At 68.3% G+C, this 17525-nt stretch carries 17 protein-coding genes; 10 read left to right on the top strand and 7 right to left on the bottom strand.

Translation table 11 applies throughout. The features are described from left to right. Positions 1–4: 4 nt before the first annotated feature. Positions 5–2434 carry a transglycosylase/D,D-transpeptidase PonA2 gene (ponA2, locus tag AC5Y3P_RS06980; RefSeq protein ID WP_500045163.1) on the bottom strand — a complete coding sequence of 810 codons (2430 nt, stop codon included), beginning with the start codon at positions 2432–2434 and terminating at the stop codon, positions 5–7. A gap of 291 nt (positions 2435–2725) precedes the next feature. Between ponA2 and AC5Y3P_RS06975 the strand changes: the two genes are divergently transcribed. Next, positions 2726–3082 (top strand): WhiB family transcriptional regulator, encoded by a 357-nt coding sequence (locus AC5Y3P_RS06975; protein ID WP_500045162.1) that lies wholly within the window; start codon positions 2726–2728, stop codon positions 3080–3082. 68 nt (positions 3083–3150) lie between these two features. On the opposite strand, the gene bagB is transcribed toward AC5Y3P_RS06975, so the two are convergent. Together bagB and bagA are read right to left on the bottom strand one after the other, a co-directional pair. Beyond that, entirely contained in the window at positions 3151–4284 is a 1134-nt protein-coding gene (gene bagB, locus AC5Y3P_RS06970; RefSeq protein ID WP_500045161.1) for an ATPase BagB, read from the bottom strand. Positions 4285–4318: 34 nt separating this feature from the next. Next, positions 4319–5338 carry an ATPase BagA gene (gene bagA, locus AC5Y3P_RS06965; protein ID WP_500045160.1) on the bottom strand — a complete coding sequence of 340 codons (1020 nt, stop codon included), beginning with the start codon at positions 5336–5338 and terminating at the stop codon, positions 4319–4321. Between the two features lie 133 nt (positions 5339–5471). Here bagA and sp36 point away from each other — a divergent pair, with 133 nt between their 5' ends. The 3 genes from sp36 to AC5Y3P_RS06950 are packed head-to-tail and all read left to right on the top strand — an operon-like array spanning position 5472 to position 6870. Continuing rightward, on the top strand, positions 5472–5633 hold the full coding sequence (gene sp36 / locus AC5Y3P_RS06960) for a Sp36 family protein (RefSeq protein WP_500045159.1): 162 nt from the start codon (positions 5472–5474) through the stop codon (positions 5631–5633). Beyond that, positions 5630–6085: a RidA family protein gene (locus AC5Y3P_RS06955; RefSeq protein WP_500045158.1), complete on the top strand. Its 456-nt coding sequence runs from the start codon at positions 5630–5632 to the stop codon at positions 6083–6085. The genes sp36 and AC5Y3P_RS06955 overlap by 4 nt, the downstream gene beginning before the upstream one ends. Then, positions 6082–6870 (top strand): MBL fold metallo-hydrolase, encoded by a 789-nt coding sequence (locus tag AC5Y3P_RS06950; protein WP_500045157.1) that lies wholly within the window; start codon positions 6082–6084, stop codon positions 6868–6870. Before AC5Y3P_RS06955 ends, AC5Y3P_RS06950 begins: the two co-directional genes overlap by 4 nt. Before the next feature lie 48 nt (positions 6871–6918). Here AC5Y3P_RS06950 and crp read toward each other — a convergent pair whose 3' ends face one another. Beyond that, positions 6919–7593 carry a cAMP-activated global transcriptional regulator CRP gene (gene crp, locus AC5Y3P_RS06945; RefSeq protein ID WP_500045156.1) on the bottom strand — a complete coding sequence of 225 codons (675 nt, stop codon included), beginning with the start codon at positions 7591–7593 and terminating at the stop codon, positions 6919–6921. A 603-nt stretch (positions 7594–8196) separates the two neighbouring features. Between crp and nth the strand changes: the two genes are divergently transcribed. The 4 genes from nth to marP are packed head-to-tail and all read left to right on the top strand — an operon-like array spanning position 8197 to position 11511. Next, positions 8197–8877 carry an endonuclease III gene (gene nth, locus AC5Y3P_RS06940; protein WP_500045193.1) on the top strand — a complete coding sequence of 227 codons (681 nt, stop codon included), beginning with the start codon at positions 8197–8199 and terminating at the stop codon, positions 8875–8877. A gap of 8 nt (positions 8878–8885) precedes the next feature. After that, positions 8886–9533 carry a TlpA family protein disulfide reductase gene (locus AC5Y3P_RS06935; RefSeq protein WP_500045155.1) on the top strand — a complete coding sequence of 216 codons (648 nt, stop codon included), beginning with the start codon at positions 8886–8888 and terminating at the stop codon, positions 9531–9533. After that, positions 9530–10324 carry an NUDIX hydrolase gene (locus AC5Y3P_RS06930; protein WP_500045154.1) on the top strand — a complete coding sequence of 265 codons (795 nt, stop codon included), beginning with the start codon at positions 9530–9532 and terminating at the stop codon, positions 10322–10324. The genes AC5Y3P_RS06935 and AC5Y3P_RS06930 overlap by 4 nt, the downstream gene beginning before the upstream one ends. Continuing rightward, on the top strand, positions 10321–11511 hold the full coding sequence (gene marP / locus AC5Y3P_RS06925; RefSeq protein ID WP_500045153.1) for an acid resistance serine protease MarP: 1191 nt from the start codon (positions 10321–10323) through the stop codon (positions 11509–11511). The genes AC5Y3P_RS06930 and marP overlap by 4 nt, the downstream gene beginning before the upstream one ends. On the opposite strand, the gene AC5Y3P_RS06920 is transcribed toward marP, so the two are convergent. Together AC5Y3P_RS06920 and AC5Y3P_RS06915 are read right to left on the bottom strand one after the other, a co-directional pair. Then, on the bottom strand, positions 11508–12479 hold the full coding sequence (locus AC5Y3P_RS06920) for an alpha/beta fold hydrolase (protein ID WP_500045152.1): 972 nt from the start codon (positions 12477–12479) through the stop codon (positions 11508–11510). The two genes, marP and AC5Y3P_RS06920, sit on opposite strands and share 4 nt — an antisense overlap. Before the next feature lie 7 nt (positions 12480–12486). Further along, positions 12487–12984, bottom strand: a complete 498-nt coding sequence (locus AC5Y3P_RS06915; protein ID WP_500045151.1) for a phage holin family protein — start codon at positions 12982–12984, stop codon at positions 12487–12489. A 122-nt stretch (positions 12985–13106) separates the two neighbouring features. On the opposite strand from AC5Y3P_RS06915, the gene AC5Y3P_RS06910 reads away from it, so the two are divergent. After that, positions 13107–13826 (top strand): S1 family peptidase, encoded by a 720-nt coding sequence (locus AC5Y3P_RS06910; RefSeq protein ID WP_500045150.1) that lies wholly within the window; start codon positions 13107–13109, stop codon positions 13824–13826. 3 nt (positions 13827–13829) lie between these two features. On the opposite strand, the gene acs is transcribed toward AC5Y3P_RS06910, so the two are convergent. Next, positions 13830–15794 carry an acetate--CoA ligase gene (gene acs / locus AC5Y3P_RS06905; protein WP_500045149.1) on the bottom strand — a complete coding sequence of 655 codons (1965 nt, stop codon included), beginning with the start codon at positions 15792–15794 and terminating at the stop codon, positions 13830–13832. Between the two features lie 128 nt (positions 15795–15922). Between acs and AC5Y3P_RS06900 the strand changes: the two genes are divergently transcribed. Then, positions 15923–17524, top strand: a complete 1602-nt coding sequence (locus AC5Y3P_RS06900; RefSeq protein WP_500045148.1) for a peptide ABC transporter substrate-binding protein — start codon at positions 15923–15925, stop codon at positions 17522–17524. The last annotated feature ends 1 nt before the right edge of the window (position 17525 follow it).

The following is a 17525-nucleotide window of genomic DNA, read 5'->3' as shown; positions in this document are numbered from 1 at the left end:
CAGGTCAGGGCGGGGGCGGTCCGAGCACCGGAACGGTGATCGGCGGCAGTCCCGGAATCTCCACCACGGTGCTGCCCACCGCCGGTGGTGGTGGTAGCGGCAGTTCCGGGGCACTGAACACCGGCGGCGGTGGCGCCGGCGCCACGCCGTTGCTGATCAACAGCGTCACGATGGTTCCCGGGATCACCTGACCAGATGGCGAGGTGCCCACCACGGTGCCTGACGACGAACTGCTGTTGACCCAGCTGGCTTGCTCGGCCACTTCGAACCCTGCCTCCTGCAACCGCTTTCGTGCGGTGTCCTCGCGCAGTCCGGATATGTTCGGCACCCGGGTGTTGGGTCCACCGTCGACGTAGCGCGGGTCGGTCGGGGGCAGCACCACTTCGCCGAAGTTGGTGGCGATCGGTTTCATCGCGGCGAACCAGGTCCGGGCCGGCTCGTTGCCGCCGTAGAGGTTGCCGTCACCGCACTGCCGCAGCGGGAACGAGCACAACTCACCGGGGTTCGGTGAATCGTCGTAGATGTAGTTGGCGGCGGCCAAGGTGTTGGTGAAGCCCAAGAATCCCGATGAGCGATGCGCCTCGGTGGTGCCGGTCTTGCCGGCCATCGGCAGATCCCAACCGACCGAACCGGCCGCACCGGCCGCAGTGCCGGGCCCCTGGTCATCCTTGCTCATGGCATTGGCCAGCGTGTTGGCCAGCCCCTCGGGCACGGCCTGCTCGCAGGTCTGCGTGGTCACCGCGACCTCGTTGCCGTGCCGGTCGAAGACCTTGTCGATCGGGTTCGGCGGGCACCACACGCCGCCGGAGGCCAACGTCGCCGCGACGTTGGACAGTTCGAGCGCGTTGACCTCGAACGGCCCCAGCGTGAACGAGCCGATGTTCTGCCGCTTGATGAAGTCGGCCAAGCTTTCGTTGCTCTGCGGGTCGTAGTCCCGCGCGGTGCCGGGATCGGCATACGAGCGCAGGCCCAGCCGGATCGCCATGTCCACCGTGCGGGACACACCGATCTGTGAAATCAGCTTGGCGAACGCGGTGTTCGGCGAAGTGGCCAATGCATCGGTGACGTTCTGTGGTGAGCGGTAGGCGCCGGCGTTCTGCACGCACCAGGTGTCCTTGGGGCAGCCGCGGGCGCCGCCGCTGCCCAGCCCCTTGGCCTCGAACCGACCGGGAACGTCCAGTTGCTGGTTGATGCCCATGCCCAGGTCCAGCGCGGCGGCGACGGTGAAGATCTTGAACACCGAGCCGGCTCCGTCGCCCACCAGCGAGAAGGGTTGCGGCTGCATGGTTTCCCCGGCTTCGAGGTCCAGCCCGTAGGTGCGGTTGCTGGCCATCGCGAGCACTGGGTGGGATTCCTTGCCCGGCCGGATCACACTCATCACGCTGGCGATGCCCTGCGCATTGGAGGACGCGTTGGCGTCGATGGCTGACTTGACCGCGTTCTGCACCGTGGGATCCAGGGTGGTCCGGATCAGGTAGCCGCCCTTGGCGATCTGATCCTTGGACAGCCCGGCACGCGCCAGGTACTCCTGTGCGTAATCGCAGAAGAACGCGCGGTCGCCGGCGGCGATGCAGCCCCGCGGCAACTCCTTGGGTTGCGGCAGCACACCCAGCGGCTCGGCCTTGGCCGCGCGGATCTCGTCGGCGTACTCCGGGACGTTCTCGATCATGGTGTCCAGCACCACGTTGCGCCGCGCCAGCGCGCCCTCGGGGTTGGTGTACGGGTTCAGTGCACTGGTGGACTGCACCAGCCCGGCCAGCAGCGCGGACTGCTGCCAGTTCAACTCGGATGCATCGATGTCGAAGTAGGTCTGTGCGGCGTCCTGGATTCCGAAGGCGCCGTTGCCAAATGACACCAGGTTCAAATACCGGGTCAAGATCTCGGGCTTGCTGAACATCTTGTCCAGGGTCAGCGCCATCCGGATCTCACGTAGCTTGCGCGCGGGCGTGGTCTCGATCGCGGCGCGCTTCTCGGCGTCGGTCTGCGCGACCACCAGCAGCTGGTAGTTCTTCACGTACTGCTGCTCGATGGTGGACCCACCGCGGGTGTCGGTGTTGCCGGACATGTACCCGGACAGACCGGTCAGGGTGCCCTTCCAGTCCACACCGTTGTGCTCGGCGAAACGCTTGTCCTCGATCGAGACGATGGCCAACTTCATGGTGTCGGCGATCTCTTCGCTCGGTACCTCGAAGCGACGCTGCGAATACAGCCAGGCGATGACGTTGCCTTCGGCGTCGACCATGGTGCTGACCGCGGGCACGTCGCCTTCGACCAGTTGGGCTGATCCGTTGGCGACGACGTCCGACGCGCGGTTCGACATCAAGCCGATGCCTCCCACGACGGGGAACATCAGCGCGGCCACCAACACGGCGGCCAGCAAGCAGCACCACGCGAGCTTGACGACCGTCGCGGCGACCGGGGGGCGGTCCGACATGCCCTACAGACTAGCCAGCCGCCCGGGCGGCTGACGTGCAGCGGTATGCCGCACTACCACACCGATCCGGTGCAGGAGGTGCAGTTCGGGGCGTTTTGCAGCCCAGGCTGCACGACCGTCCCAAAAAAGTGGCGGCTGGGGAGTTGCGCAAATGTGCCTTGACCACCTAGCTTGAACACACAGTGCGACGTAGGTAACACAAGACGGCGCAATGTGGCGTAGATCGCACATGGCGTTGGACTCGAGGACAGTGCCGCCGCCCACGGCGGACCGAGCGAAGGGGAATCGCTGGTGTCAGGTACTCGGCCCGCAGCAAGACGGACTAATTCGCCCACCGTTCCGGCTCCGCCCGCCCACGGCGCACAGGCCGAGGCCCGCATTGCCTGGGTCGCCCAGGCGCGGTGTCGCGGAGCGGATCCCGATGAACTCTTCGTGCGGGGGGCCGCCCAACGTAAGGCCGCAGTGATCTGCCGGCACTGCCCGGTGATCGTCGAATGCGGCGCCGATGCGCTGGACAACCGCGTCGAATTCGGGGTGTGGGGGGGCATGACGGAACGGCAGCGTCGGGCCTTGCTCAAGCAGCACCCCGAGGTGGTGTCCTGGGCCGACTTCTTCGCCGCGCAGCGCAAACACCGCAGCGTGAGCTGATCAGCCCGGCAGGCAGCGCCGGCCGAACTCGATGAGATCGCGGCCGTCGCCGCGACGGCTCGCCGGACTCAGGCGCTGGCCGCGGTCTCCGCGGTGATCTGATCGGCGATCGCGCGCAACGCTTCCAGATCAGAGACGTCGAACGGCAGCGACGGCACACCGACCACCGGAACGTGCGGATTGGCACCGGTGAACCGCGACAGCAGCCGAATCTCCCGCTTGGCGGTCTGCGCCCGGTTGGCGTGCACGCGCAATACGGCAGCGGCCAGCGAGCCCGGATCGTCGGCCTCCAACTGCTCGGCCCCGTCGACGGCACGCTCGATGTGCAGCGGGGTCAGCGTCGGGTGGGTGCGGTTGAGGATCAAACCGGCCAGCGGCATCTTCTCCTCGGACAACCGGTCGACGAAGAAGGTGGCTTCGCGCAGCGCGTCCGGCTCGGCCGCCGAAACCACCACGAACTGGGTGCCGCGCCGCTTGAGCAGCTCGTAGGTGCGGTCCGCCTTCTCCCGGAACCCGCCGAAGGTGGCGTCCAGCGACTGCACGAAATCCGAGGCGTCGGACAGCATCTGCGAGCCGAGCACCGTCGAGAGCGCCTTCATCGCCAAGCCCACCGCACCGGTGAGCAGTCGGCCGATGCCGCGGCCCGGGGCCAGCAGCAGTCGCCACAGCCGGCCGTCCATGAAGCTGCCCAACCGCTTGGGTGCGTCCAGGAAGTCCAGCGCGTTGCGCGACGGCGGGGTGTCCACCACGATCAGGTCCCAGCGGTCCTCGGCCAGCAGCTGGCCGAGCTTCTCCATCGCCATGTACTCCTGCGTACCGGCCAGCGAGGTGGCCACCGTCTGGTAGAAGTGGTTGTCCAGAATCGATTGTGCGCGTTCAGGATCCGAGTACTCGGTGACCATCTCGTCGAACGTGCGCCGCATGTCGAGCATCATGGCGTGCAGCTCACCGGACACCTCCGGGGCCAGCGGCACCCGCTGCGGGGTGTTGCCCAGGTCCTTGATACCCAGCGCCTGGGCCAGCCGGCGGGCCGGGTCGATGGTGAGCACCACCACGTGGCGGCCGTACTCGGCGGCGCGCAGCGCCATCGCCGCGGCCGTCGTCGTCTTTCCGACGCCACCGGCGCCACAGCACACCAGCACCCGGTTCGAGGTGTCCTTGAGGATCGCGGCCATGTCCAAGGCCGGCGGAGTAGTGCTCATCGTTGACCCACCTTCGATGTCGTGTCGTCGTTGATCAACGGACGCCCTGCTGCGCGAGCGCCTCGGCCAGCTCGTAGAGGCTGCCCAGGTCGACTCCGTCGTTGATGGTGGGCAGCTCGAGCCGCGGCACCTTGATCTCGTCGAGCAGTTCCGCGCTCTCGGCGCGGGCCTGGATCCGACTGGCGTGCTGGATGCTCTCGGTGAGCAGCCCGGCGAACTCGTCGTCGGACAACGTGATGCCCACCTTGGTCAGGTCGGCGCGCACCGCTTCGGCGTCGAGATCGCCTTCGGCGGCCTTCTTCAGGTCGTCGGACGCCAGGATCGACGGGATGGTGCGGTTGATGATCACGCTGCCCACCGGAAGCTCGAGCTCTTCGAGCTCCTTGATGGCCTCCACGGTTTCCTGCAGCGGCAACGACTCCAGCAGCGTCACCAGATGCACCGCGGTCTGGTCGGAATGCAGGATCTTGACCACGCCGTCGGCCTGCGAGTGCACCGGGCCGCCCTTGGCCAGATCCGAGATGGCCTTGGTGACGTCGAGGAAACGCGAGATGCGGCCGGTCGGCGGTGCATCCACCACGATCGCGTCGTACACCGGCTTCTTGTCCGGTCCGACCCGGATCACGGCTTCCTTGATCTTGCCGGTGAGCAACACGTCGCGCAGGCCCGGAGCAATCGTGGTGGCGAACTCCACGGCGCCGATCTTGCGCATCGCCCGGCCGGCCAGACCCAGGTTGTAGAACATGTCCAGGTATTCCAGGAACGCGGCCTCGATGTTGATGGCCAGCGCATTGACCTGGCCGCCGTTTTCGGCGGTGGCGATCTTGACTTCCTCGTAGGGCAGCGGCGGCACGTCGAACAGCTGCGCGATCCCTTGGCGCTCTTCGACTTCCACCAACAACACCTTGCGTCCCCCGGCAGCCAGGGTGAGCGCCAGGGCCGCGGCGACGGTGGTCTTGCCGGTGCCGCCCTTACCGGAGACGAAATGCAATCGGGCCTTCGTCAACCGAGAGGGCCAGCCGGCGCTGCTACCGCCGCTTGGTGTGGTTGCCATGCGTGAATGCTAACGACCCGGTCGGTGGCCCGGTGTAGCTACCCGGCGGACGGATCGTCCCGGCCGGCGGCGCGACCTCGTGGCCAGCGCGAGCGCCCCGGGGTGTCGAACAGGTCCGCGATAAGCTCGGGTCATGAGCGAACCGACCGCCTGGGAGTACGCCACCGTTCCGCTGCTGGTCCATGCCACCAAGCAGATCCTCGACCAGTGGGGAGCCGACGGCTGGGAGTTGGTGTCGGTGCTGCCCGGCCCCACCGGCGACAACCATGTCGCCTACCTCAAGCGACCGAAGTGAGCGTCACCGACCGGCTCGCCGAACTGGGCCTGAGCCTTCCCACGGTGGCCAAACCGCTGGCCGCCTATGTGCCGGCGGTGCGCACCGGCAATCTGGTCTACACCTCCGGTCAGCTGCCGCTGGTCGACGGCGAGCTGCTGCACACCGGCAAGGTGGGCGCCGACGTCGACCCCGAGGAAGCCAAGAACGCCGCGCAGGTGTGCGCACTCAACGCGCTGGCCGCCGTCGACGCCCTGGTCGGTATCGACAACGTGACCCGGGTGGTCAAGGTGGTCGGCTTCGTCGCCTCCGCGCCCGGATTCGCCGGGCAGCCCGGCGTGGTCAACGGTGCCTCGCAGCTCTTCGGCGACGTCTTCGGCGCGGCCGGTAGCCACGCCCGCTCGGCGGTCGGTGTGGCCGAACTGCCGCTGGATGCGCCCGTCGAAGTGGATATCATCGTCGAGGTGGCGTGACCGCCGAACTGCACCACCCCGCCTACGGGCTACTGCGCCCGGTGACCGACACCGCTTCGGTGCTGCTGTGCGACAACCCCGGCAAGATGACGCTGGACGGCACCAACACCTGGGTGCTGCGCGCACCCGGTGCCACCGAATGCGTCGTCGTCGACCCCGGACCCGACGACGACGCCCACTTGGACCGGTTGGCCGAACTGGGGTTGACGGTGTCGCTGGTGTTGATCAGCCACAAGCACGGCGACCATACCGACGGCATCGACAAGCTGGTGGACCGCACCTCGGCGGTGGTGCGCTCGGTGGGCAGCGGCTTCCTGCGCGGAATGGGCGGGCCGTTGAGCGACGGCGAGGTGATCGACGCCGCGGGACTGCGGATCACCGTGCTGGCCACGCCCGGGCACACCAAGGACTCGCTGTCGTTCCTGCTCGACGATGCCGTGCTGACCGCCGACACCGTGCTGGGCTACGGCACCACGGTGATCGACAACGAAGACGGCAGCCTGGCCGAGTATCTGGAGTCACTGCGCCGGCTGCGCGGTCTGACCAACCGTAAGGTGCTGCCCGGGCACGGACCCGACCTCGACGATCTGCACAACATCACCGACGTCTATCTGGCGCACCGCGCCGAGCGGCTGGACCAGGTGCGGGCGGCGCTGCGCGACCTCGGCGAGGACGCCAGTGCCCGCCAGATCGTCGAGCACGTCTACACCGACGTCGAAGAGAAGCTCTGGGACGTCGCCGAATGGTCGGTGCAAGCCCAGCTGGACTACCTGCGCCAGCTGTGATTTCGGTGCGCGCAGGGGCGCTCAGCACCCCTTAGCGCACCGAAACCGCTAACGCGCGCGGCGGGCCAGGCGTTCGCTGTCGCTGATCAGGACGCTCTTGCCCTCCAGCCGGATCCAGCCGCGGTGGGCGAAATCGGCCAGCGCCTTGTTCACCGTCTCGCGGGAGGCACCGACCAACTGGGCGATCTCCTCCTGGGTCAGGTCGTGGGTGACCCGCAGCGCGCCGCCTTCCTGGGTGCCGAACCGCTGGGCCAGCTGCAGCAGCTGCTTGGCCACCCGGCCGGGCACGTCGGTGAAGATCAGGTCGGCCAGGTTGTTGTTGGTACGACGCAGACGACGGGCCAACACCCGCAGCAGCTGTTCGGCGATCTCCGGGCGATCGGCGATCCACGCGCGCAACGCCTCCCGGTCCATCGAGACCGCGCGCACCTCGGTGATGGTGGTGGCGCTCGACGTGCGTGGACCCGGGTCGAAGATGGACAGCTCACCGAACATGTCCGACGGGCCCATGATCGTCAGCAGGTTCTCCCGACCGTCCGGTGAGCGACGGCCGATCTTCACCTTCCCCGAGGTGATGATGTACAGCCGGTCGCCGGGCTCCCCCTCGGCGAACACGGTGTGCCCGCGCGGAAAGTCCACGGGCTGCAACTGCTTGGTCAGCGCGGAAACGGCGCTGGGTTCTACCCCCTGGAAGATTCCGGCTCTTGCCAGGATCTCGTCCACGTTGCCCCTCTTAAGCTCTTCGGCTGGATGTGTGATGGCGCGCTGGCCAGCCTTCCTTGCGGTTTACCTCACAAAGTCTAAAGGGAGGGCCGTTCGCGACGTGCCAACGCTACACACCATTGGGCTGCCGAGTCGGCCGAACCTGCGGATTGGCGCCAACCGGAGCGCACAGCCGGGTCGGCAAACCTGGCTCGTCGGCAAACGAACGACCTGCGGCGCTTGGTTCGAAACGGATCGCGCGGGCCGGCACCGGGGCCGGTGCCGGCCGGGGTCGTGCCGGGGTCGCGTGCGCGACCAAGTCGTCGACGTCGTCGCGCGCGTCGGGTTGATTGGTGAGCACGGACTCCAAGCGTTCCAGACCGGAAGTTGCCAGCATGAGCAACGCGGGGACCGAAGCGGCCAGCAACCAGGACACAAGGCTGAAGTAAACACGGGGCAGGTCTCATCGGGATCACGAAATGTCATCCGCTCCGCGGCACCCGTAACCTGGTCAGCGTGACGATTCAGGACGCGCAGCGCGGCGCCGGCGGAGCCCGGCGCCCCAAGCGCGCCCGCAACTGGGACGACGAGACCGCACTGGGGTTGGTGCGGCGCGCCCGCCGGATGAATCGCAAACTGGCCGAGGCCTTCCCGCACGTCTACTGCGAACTGGATTTCACCAATCCGCTGGAGCTGACGGTGGCCACCATCTTGTCGGCGCAGAGCACCGACAAGCGGGTCAACCTGACCACCCCGGCGTTGTTTGCCAAGTACCGTACGGCCGCCGACTACGCCGGCGCCGACCGCACCGAACTCGAGGAACTGATCCGGCCCACCGGCTTCTACCGCAACAAGGCCAGTTCGCTGATCGGTCTGGGCCAGGCCCTCGTCGAACGGTTCGACGGCCAGGTGCCGCGCACACTCGACGAGTTGGTGACGCTGCCCGGCATCGGACGCAAGACCGCCAACGTGGTGCTCGGCAACGCGTTCGACATCCCGGGGATCACCGTGGACACCCACTTTGGCCGGCTGGTGCGCCGGTGGCGCTGGACCGCCGAAGAAGACCCGGTCAAGGTCGAGAAGGTGGTCGGGGATCTGATCGAGCGCCGCGAGTGGACGCTGCTGAGCCACCGGGTGATCTTCCACGGCCGCCGGGTGTGTCACGCCCGCAAACCGGCTTGCGGGGTGTGCGTGCTGGCCCCCGACTGCCCGTCCTTCGGCCTCGGGCCCACCGATCCGCTGCTGGCCGCCGCCCTGGTCAGGGGCCCGGAAACCGAACACCTACTGGCCCTGGCCGGTCTGTAGCAGCAGTCATGCGGCACTCGATTCGCTGGACCCTGGTGTTCATCGCCATCGCGGCGGTCATCGTGGTCGCCTTCGTCACCCAACTGGGCGGACCCCAGCAGCCGCCCGCCGGGCCGACCGCGGTGCCCGACGGCGCGCAGCTGCAGCCGCCCGCCGACAGCGATGAAGCGCTGGCCGCCGTACGCGCCCAGGCCGGCTTGGCCCCCTGCCCGGCGCCCGACAGCGACGCCGCCGGACCCGAGCCGCTGCGCGGGCTGACGGTGGAATGCGCCGCCGACGGAACCGACGTCGACGTCGGCGCCGCGCTGGCCGGCCGACCCACCGTGCTCAACCTGTGGGCCTACTGGTGCGGGCCGTGCGCCGATGAACTGCCCGCGATGGCCGAATACCAGCGCCGAATGGGCCAGGCGGTCACGGTGTTGACGGTGCATCAAGACCCGAACGAGGGCGCCGGGCTGAACCGGTTGGCCGAGCTCGGCGTCGAGTTGCCGACCCTGCAGGACGGTGCCCGCTCGATCGCCGGTGCGCTCGGCGTGCCCAACGTGATGCCTGCCACCGTCGTGCTGCGCGCAGACGGTAGCGTTGCTCGAATCCTGCCGCGCGCGTTCACCGACGCCGACGAGATCGAGGCCGCGGTGGGCGACGACCTGCGATGACCACGATCTGCACGGAAAGGGGTGTGGGGTTGAGCGCAGCGGTTCCGCTCTCGCCCGAGGTGAGCCCACCCTGGTTGCAGCCGCTGCTTCACAACGTGGCCGGGGTCCGCGACGCCTACCGCCGCCGCGTCCCGGCCGATGTGCTGGCGATGATCGGCGCCGCCGACGCGCACGCCACCCGGACCGGGACCAAACGCGATGCCGCCGTGCTGGTGCTGTTCTCCGGGCCGGCCGACGCGCCGGCCGAGGCGGGTCTGCCCGACGACGCCGACCTGTTGGTGCTGGTGCGCGCCGAAACGCTGCGACACCACGCCGGGCAGGCCGCGTTCCCGGGCGGTGCCAGTGATCCCGGCGATCAAGGGCCGGTGCACACCGCGCTGCGCGAGGCGGAGGAAGAAACCGGCCTGGATCCCGCCCGGCTGCACCCGTTGGCCACCCTGGACCGGATGTTCATCCCGCCGTCGGGTTTCCACGTGGTGCCGGTGCTGGCGTACTCCCCGGACCCGGGCCCGGTGGCTGTGGTCGACGAAGCCGAGACCGCGATGGTCACCCGGGTCCCGGTGCGCGCCTTCACCAATCCGGAGAACCGGCTGATGGTCTACCGCGGTACCCGCGGGGACCGGTTCGCCGGGCCGGCGTTCCTGCTGAACCAGATGCTGGTGTGGGGTTTCACCGGGCAGGTCATTTCGGCCATGCTCGATGTGGCGGGCTGGGCTCGGCCCTGGGACACCGACTATGTACTCGAACTCGATGATGCGCTGGCCCTGGTCGGCGAAGGAGGCCGGCGATGACGACGTCCCAGTGGCTCGACATCGCGATCGTCGCGATCGCGTTCGTGGCCGCGGTCTCCGGGTGGCGCTCCGGCGCGCTGGGCTCGCTGATGGCACTGGTGGGTGTGGCGCTCGGTGCGGTCGCCGGCGTGCTGCTGGCGCCGCACATCGTCGAGCACATCGAGGGACAACGTCAGCGCCTGTTCGTGGCGCTGTTCTTGATCCTGGTGCTGGTGGTGATCGGCGAAGTCGCCGGTGTGGTGTTGGGCCGCGCGGTGCGCTCCACCATCCGCAGCGCCGCGTTGCGGTTCGTGGACTCGGTGATCGGGATGGCGCTGCAGGTGGTGGTGATCCTGCTCGCGGCGTGGCTGTTGGCTGCGCCGCTGACCAAGGTCGACCAACCGAACCTGGCCTCGATCGTGCGCGGTTCCAACGTGCTGGCCCAGGTCGACAAGTTGGCGCCGAGCTGGCTCAAGCCGATCCCGGAGCGGCTCTCCGGGCTGTGGAAGACCTCCGGGATGCCCGAGGTGCTCGAGCCGTTCAGCCGCACCCCGATCGCGACGGTCGACGTGCCCGACGCCAGCCTGGTCGCGGCGCCCGTGGTCGAGCAGGTGCGGCCCAGCGTGGTGAAGATCCGTGGGGTGGCCAACGGGTGCAAGAAGGTGCTCGAGGGCACCGGGTTCGTGGTCTCCCCGGAGCGGGTGATGTCGAACGCGCACGTGGTCGCCGGCTCGGATTCGGTCACCCTGGAATCCGACGGCCAAACCTACGAAGCCTTCGTGGTGTCCTACGACCCGAACGCCGACATCTCGATCCTGGACGTACCGGGCCTGACGGCGGCGCCGCTGCCGTTCGCCGAGGGGCGCGCCGCGGCCGGCGATGACGCGCTGGTGCTCGGCTACCCCGGCGGTGGGGATTTCGCGGCCTCGCCGGCCCGGATCCGGGAGATCATCGAACTCAGCGGCCCGGACATCTACGGCACCACGAACGTGATGCGTGAGGTCTACACCATCCGGGGCACCGTGCGGCAGGGCAATTCCGGTGGGCCGCTGGTCAACCCGGACGGGAAGGTCGTCGGTGTGGTGTTCGGCGCCGCGGTCGACGACGACGACACCGGCTTTGTGCTGACCGCCGACGAGGTCGCGATCCACCTGGCCAAGGCCGGCAGTACCGAGCGGGTGCCGACCGGCAAGTGCGTCGGCGCCTAAAGCGGGTCGGAGTCCGGGTACACCTCGGCCAAGAATCGCATCAGGTGCTCGTTGACCAACTCGGGCGCTTCCTCGTGTCCGTAGTGGCCGGTCTCGGGGAGTGCCTCAAAGCGACCGTGCGGTGCGTAGCGTTGCGTCCGGGCCACCGAGTCGGCCAACACGTAGGGGTCCTGCCGGCCGCGTAGATGCAGCAGCGGGATGCCGACCTGTTTGTCCATCGAGGCCATGAACCGTCGACCCTCACCCCGGAACTGGCTGCGCACCGCCCAGCGCTGGTACTCCAACGAGCAGTGCGCCGCACCCGGGATCTGGAATGCTGTCCGGTAATGCCCGATCGCCTCCGAGAAGTCCTCGGAGGCAAGCCATTTTCCGGACGCGCGGCTGCGGATCAGGGCCTCCAACTCGGCGGCCTGGCGCTCGGTCAAACTGTGTTCAGGCCCGCGCGGCAGCTGGTAGGACAGCAGCGAGGGCAGCAGGGCGCGGCGCTGGGAGCGGTCGCGCAGCGCCGCGGCGCGCAGCGCGCGGGGATGCGGGGAACTGATCAAGGCGATCGCCCGCACCTGGCGCGGGTGCAGCACCGAGGTGGCCCAGCACACCAAGCCGCCGTCGGCGTGCCCCACCAGGGTCGCCGAGGTGTGTCCGAGCGCGCGGACCAGACCCGCGGTGTCGCCGGCCAGGGTCCACCCGTCGTAACCGCGCGGGGGTTTGTCGCTGCCGCCGTAACCGCGCAGGTCCACCGCGACCACCCGGGCGCCGCGCAGACCGCGTAACTGATGCCGCCACGAGTACCAGAACGAACCGAACCCGTGCAGCAGGATCACCAGCGGGCGGGCGGTGCTCGGGACGGCGCCGTCGTCGCCGCCCGGGATCGCCTCGACGACGTGGAACCGGATGCCGTTGGCGTGCACGTCGAGATGGCGCCAGGGCCCGGCGATGCGGGTGACCGATGGGTCGGGCCCAGCTGCCATCAAGGAATCACCAACCCGACGGATCGGCCGGGCGGGCGGTGTCGAGCGCCGGGGCGTTGTCGTGCCCGGTGAGCGCCGAGCGGGTCTCCTTGACCGATTCGATGGTCTGCTGCGGGCCGCGGATCCGGCGCACCTTCAGATAGCCGAACAGCACCAACACGATGGCGGTGAGCACCATGACGCCGAACACGATCAGGAACGACGCCCACCGCCACAGCCAGTTGTCCAGCAGTTCGGCGGCGAAGAAGAAGAAGAAGAACGTCGAATAGAACAGCACCACCAGCGCCAGGATGAAGAAGACGCTGCCGGTCAGACCCTTCTTGACGTCCCGGGTGATCTCGGCGCGGGCCAGCTCGACCTCGGCGCGGACCAGCGTGGATACCTGTGTGGTGGCTTCCTTGACCAGCTCGCCGATGGACGCATCGGGCGCCAGTTGGTGCGGGTCGACCAACGGAATCGACGTCACGGTGGTCGGGATGCCTGTGTTTCGGTCGCCTTTGCTCACGGACGTCATGTTGCCATGCCGCCGCCTACCTGCACGACCGGCTGAGGCAGGAGTTGCTGCTGAGACCCGGCTAGACTGGTCGGGCGCGCAGGTTTGCGCCGAAGTCACAGCTGGGAGAGCCAATGCGCAGCGGGCACCGCACACCTCCAACCCGACTGGCCCGGCCGCTGGCGGCGATCGCGGCGCTGCTGGCCGCGCTGGCCCTGTTGGCCGCGCCGACGGCAAGTGCCGCCGAACCGGTGGTGCTCGGTGGCGGATCCGGCATCGTCGTCGACGGTGAATCGTTTTGCACCTTGACCGCGATCGGGCACGACAACCGGGGCGAACTGGTCGGCTTCACCTCGGCGCACTGCGGCGGGCCGGGTGCCGTGGTCGCCGCGGAGGGCGCCGAGGACCGCGGCCCGGTGGGCGTGATGGTGGCGGGCAACGACCTGCTGGACTACGCCGTGATCGAGTTCGATCCGGCCTTGGTGACCCCGACCAACAATGTGCGGGGCTTCGTGATCGACGGGCTGGGGCCCGACCCGGCGTTTGGTGAGGTGGCCTGCAAGCTGGGCCGCACCACTGGCTACTCCTGCGGCGTGACCTGGGGCCCGGGCACCGATCCGGGCACCATCGTCAACCAGGTGTGCGGTCAGCCGGGCGACTCCGGGGCCCCGGTCACGGTGAACAACAAGCTGGTCGGCATGCTGCACGGCGCCTTCACCGAAGGGCTGCCCACCTGCGTCATCAAGTACATCCCGCTGCACACCCCGGCGGTCACGATGTCGTTCAACACGCAGTTGGCCGACATCGAAGCCAAGGGCCGCGCGGGCAGCAGTTTCGTCCCGATCGGCGGCTGAAACCTACTTGGCGGCCCGGATGGCCTCGAACACGCTCGGATCCACCAGCGTCGAGGTGTCACCGAGCTCACGGCCTTCGGCGACGTCCCGCAGCAGCCGACGCATGATCTTGCCGCTGCGGGTCTTCGGCAGCTCCGGGACCACATGGATCTCGCGCGGTTTGGCGATCGGCGAGATCTCCCGGGCCACTTCGGCGCGGAGCTCCTCGACCATGTCTTGGTGCGACATCTCGGCGGCGTGCGCCTTGAGGATGACGAACGCGCAGATGCCCTGGCCGGTCTGGTCGTCGCTGGCGCCGACGACGGCCGCCTCGGCCACCCCGGCGTGTCCGACCAGCGCGGACTCCACCTCGGCGGTGGAGATCCGGTGTCCGGACACGTTCATCACGTCGTCGATGCGGCCCAGCACCCAGGTTTCGCCGTCGTGGCCGTAGCGTGCGCCGTCACCGGCGAAGTACCAGCCCTGGTCGGCGAACCGGGACCAATAGGTGTCCTGATACCGCTGCGGGTCGCCCCAGATGCCGCGCAGCATCGCCGGCCACGGCTGGTCCAGCACCAGATAGCCGGTGGCTTGCTCGCCGTGATCGGGTGCGGGTTTGAGTTCGACGCCGTTGTCGTCGACCACCTTTGCGGAGATGCCGGGCAGCGCACGCATGGCCGAACCCGGTTTGGCGTCGGTCACGCCGGGCAGCGGCGAGACCATGATGGCGCCGGTCTCGGTCTGCCACCAGGTGTCCACGACGGGCGTTTTGTCGCCGCCGAACACCAGCCGGTACCACCGCCAGGCCTCCGGGTTGATCGGTTCGCCGACCGAGCCGAGCAGCCGCAGGCTGGACAGATCATGTTCGAAGGCCAGCTCGCGACCCCACTTCATGAACGTCCGGATCAAGGTCGGGGCGGTGTAGTAGATGGTCACGCCGTACTTCTCGATCACCTGGAAGTGTCGATGCTCATCCGGTGAGGCCGGGGTGCCCTCGTAGACCACCTGGGTGGCGCCGTTGGCCAGCGGGCCGTAGACGATGTAGGTGTGTCCGGTGACCCAGCCGATGTCGGCGGTGCACCAGTACACGTCGGTTTCGGGTTTGAGGTCGAACACGTAGTAGTGGGTGTAGGCCGCCTGGGTCAGGAAGCCGCCCGTGCTGTGGATGATGCCCTTGGGTTTGCCGGTGGTACCCGAGGTGTAGAGCAGGAACAGCGGCGTCTCGGCGTCGAACGCCTCGGGTGTGTGTTCGGTGGACGCCTGCGCGACGGTGTCGTGCCACCACACGTCGCGACCCTCGGTCCACGGCACGTCCTGCCCGGTGCGCCGCACCACCACGACGTGCTCGACCGGGCTGTTCTCTCCCAGGCCTTCGATCGCCTCATCGACGCCGGCCTTGAGCGACACCGCCTTGCCGCGTCGGTACTGGCCGTCGGTGGTGATCACCAACTTGGCGGCGGCGTCGTCGATGCGGGCGCGCAGCGCCGACGCGGAGAACCCGGCGAACACCACCGAATGCATCACGCCCAGCCGCGCACATGCCAGCATCGCGATGATGGCCTCGGGCACCATCGGCATGTAGATCGCCGCCCGGTCGCCGGCCTTCAGACCCAACTCGGTCAGCGCATTGGCGGCCCGGCACACCTCGTCCTGCAGTTCGGCGTAGGTGATGTCGCGGGCGTCCCCGACCGGCTCGCCTTCCCAGTGGATGGCCACCCGGTCGCCGTGGCCGGCCTCCACGTGCCGGTCCACACAGTTGTAGGCCACGTTGAGCTTGCCGCCGACAAACCACTTGGCGAACGGCGCCTGCGACCAGTCCAACACCTCGGTGAACGGGGTGTCCCAACTCAACCGCTCGGCCTGCTTGGCCCAGAACCCCAATCGGTCCGCCTCGGCCTGCTCATACAGCTCGGCCGTGGCGTTCGCATTCGCGGCGAACTCGGGGGCAGGCGGATACGAGGTGGGAACGTCGGCGTGCGTCTCGGTCATAGCTGTGAGCGTAGTCACCGGGCGCGGCGATGCGAAGAGCCGCTCACAACAGCGGGCCGGTCGGCGTCCGGTGCGCTGACACGCCCGAGAAAGGACCGAAACCGGGCGCGGCGGCTTATCTTGTCCCGATGACTCGAACGCGGGTGCCGGTCCTGGCCGTCCTGCTGTTGGTGCTGGCCGTGCTGTCGGGCTGCGGTACCGGCACCGACCCGGGCCGGTTGGTCACGGTCAACGGCGGGGAACCGCAGAACCTGCTGATCACCACCAACACCAACGAAACCAACGGCGGCCGGATCCTGGACCGGCTGTTCGCCGGGTTGATGTCCTACGACGCCGACGGTGTCCCGGCGCTCGAGGTCGCACAGTCCATCGAGACCACCGACAACCTGAACTACCGGATCACCTTGGAACCGGGCTGGCAGTTCACCGACGGGTCGCCGGTGACCGCGCACTCGTTCGTCGACGCCTGGAACTACGGGGCGTTGTCGACCAACGCGCAGTTGATGCAGAGCTTCTTCGCCCCGATCGAGGGCTACGACGCCGTCGCCGCGGAAAACCCCACCGCACAGACGATGTCGGGACTGCACGTGGTCAGCGACACCGAGTTCACGGTCAAACTCAAAGCACCGACCATCGACTTCGAGCAGCGCCTGGGCTTCACCCCGTTCTACCCGCTGCCGCAGGCCGCGTTCGACGACATGGCAGCCTTCGGGCGCCGGCCGTTCGGCAACGGACCCTACCGGTTGGCCGACGGTGCGGCCTGGCAGCACAACGTGCACCTCGATCTGGTGCCCAACCCCGACTACCGCGGCAACCGGACGCCGGCCAACGAAGGTCTGCGGTTCGTGTTCTACGCCAATCTGGACACCGCCTACGCCGATCTGCAGGCCGGCAATCTCGATGTGCTGGACACCATCCCGGCCGGCGCGCTGTCCACCTTCCGATCCGAGCTCGGGGACCGGGCACTGTCCGGGCCGACCGCGCAGAACCAGACCCTGGACACCCCGTTGCGGCTGGAACACTTCGACGGGGAAGAAGGCCGTTTGCGCCGGCAGGCCTTGTCGGCGGCCATCAACCGGCCCCAGATCTGCGACCAGATATTCCACGGAAGTCGCGCGCCGGCAAGGGATTTCACGGCCAGATCGCTGCCCGGTTTCGATCCCGACCTGGCCGGCAACCAGATGCTCGACTACGACCCGGAGCGGGCCCGCCAGCTGTGGGCGCGCGCCGATGAGATCGCACCGTTCAGCGGACAGTATGCGATCGCCTACAACGCCGACGGCGGCCACCAGGAGTGGGTCGATGCGGTGGCCAACAGCATCAAGAACACGCTGGGCATCGATGCGGTGGGCGCACCGCAGCCGACTTTCGCGCAGTTGCGCACCCAAATCACCGAGCGCAGCATCGATTCGGCGTTCCGGGCGGGCTGGCAGGGTGACTACCCGTCGATGCTGGAGTTCCTGGAACCGTTGTTCGTCACCGGAGCGGGTTCCAACGACGTGGACTACTCCAACCGCGAATTCGACGGTGCACTGGTGGCTGCGCAGGCCGCACCGACCCTCGAAGAATCCCACCAACTGACCAATCGCGCTCAGCAGATCCTGCTGCACGACATGCCGGTGATCCCGCTGTGGGATTACGTCAGCGCGGCCGGGCACTCGGAGCGGGTGTCCGACGTGCAGATCGGATGGAACGGTTTGCCGAACTACGAGCGGATCGTCAAAGCCTGAC

This window comes from Mycobacterium sp. NGS45 (genome assembly GCF_059812645.1).
The sequence above is the reverse complement of the archived record's forward strand: the minus strand, read 5'-3'. Positions and strand labels throughout refer to the sequence as shown.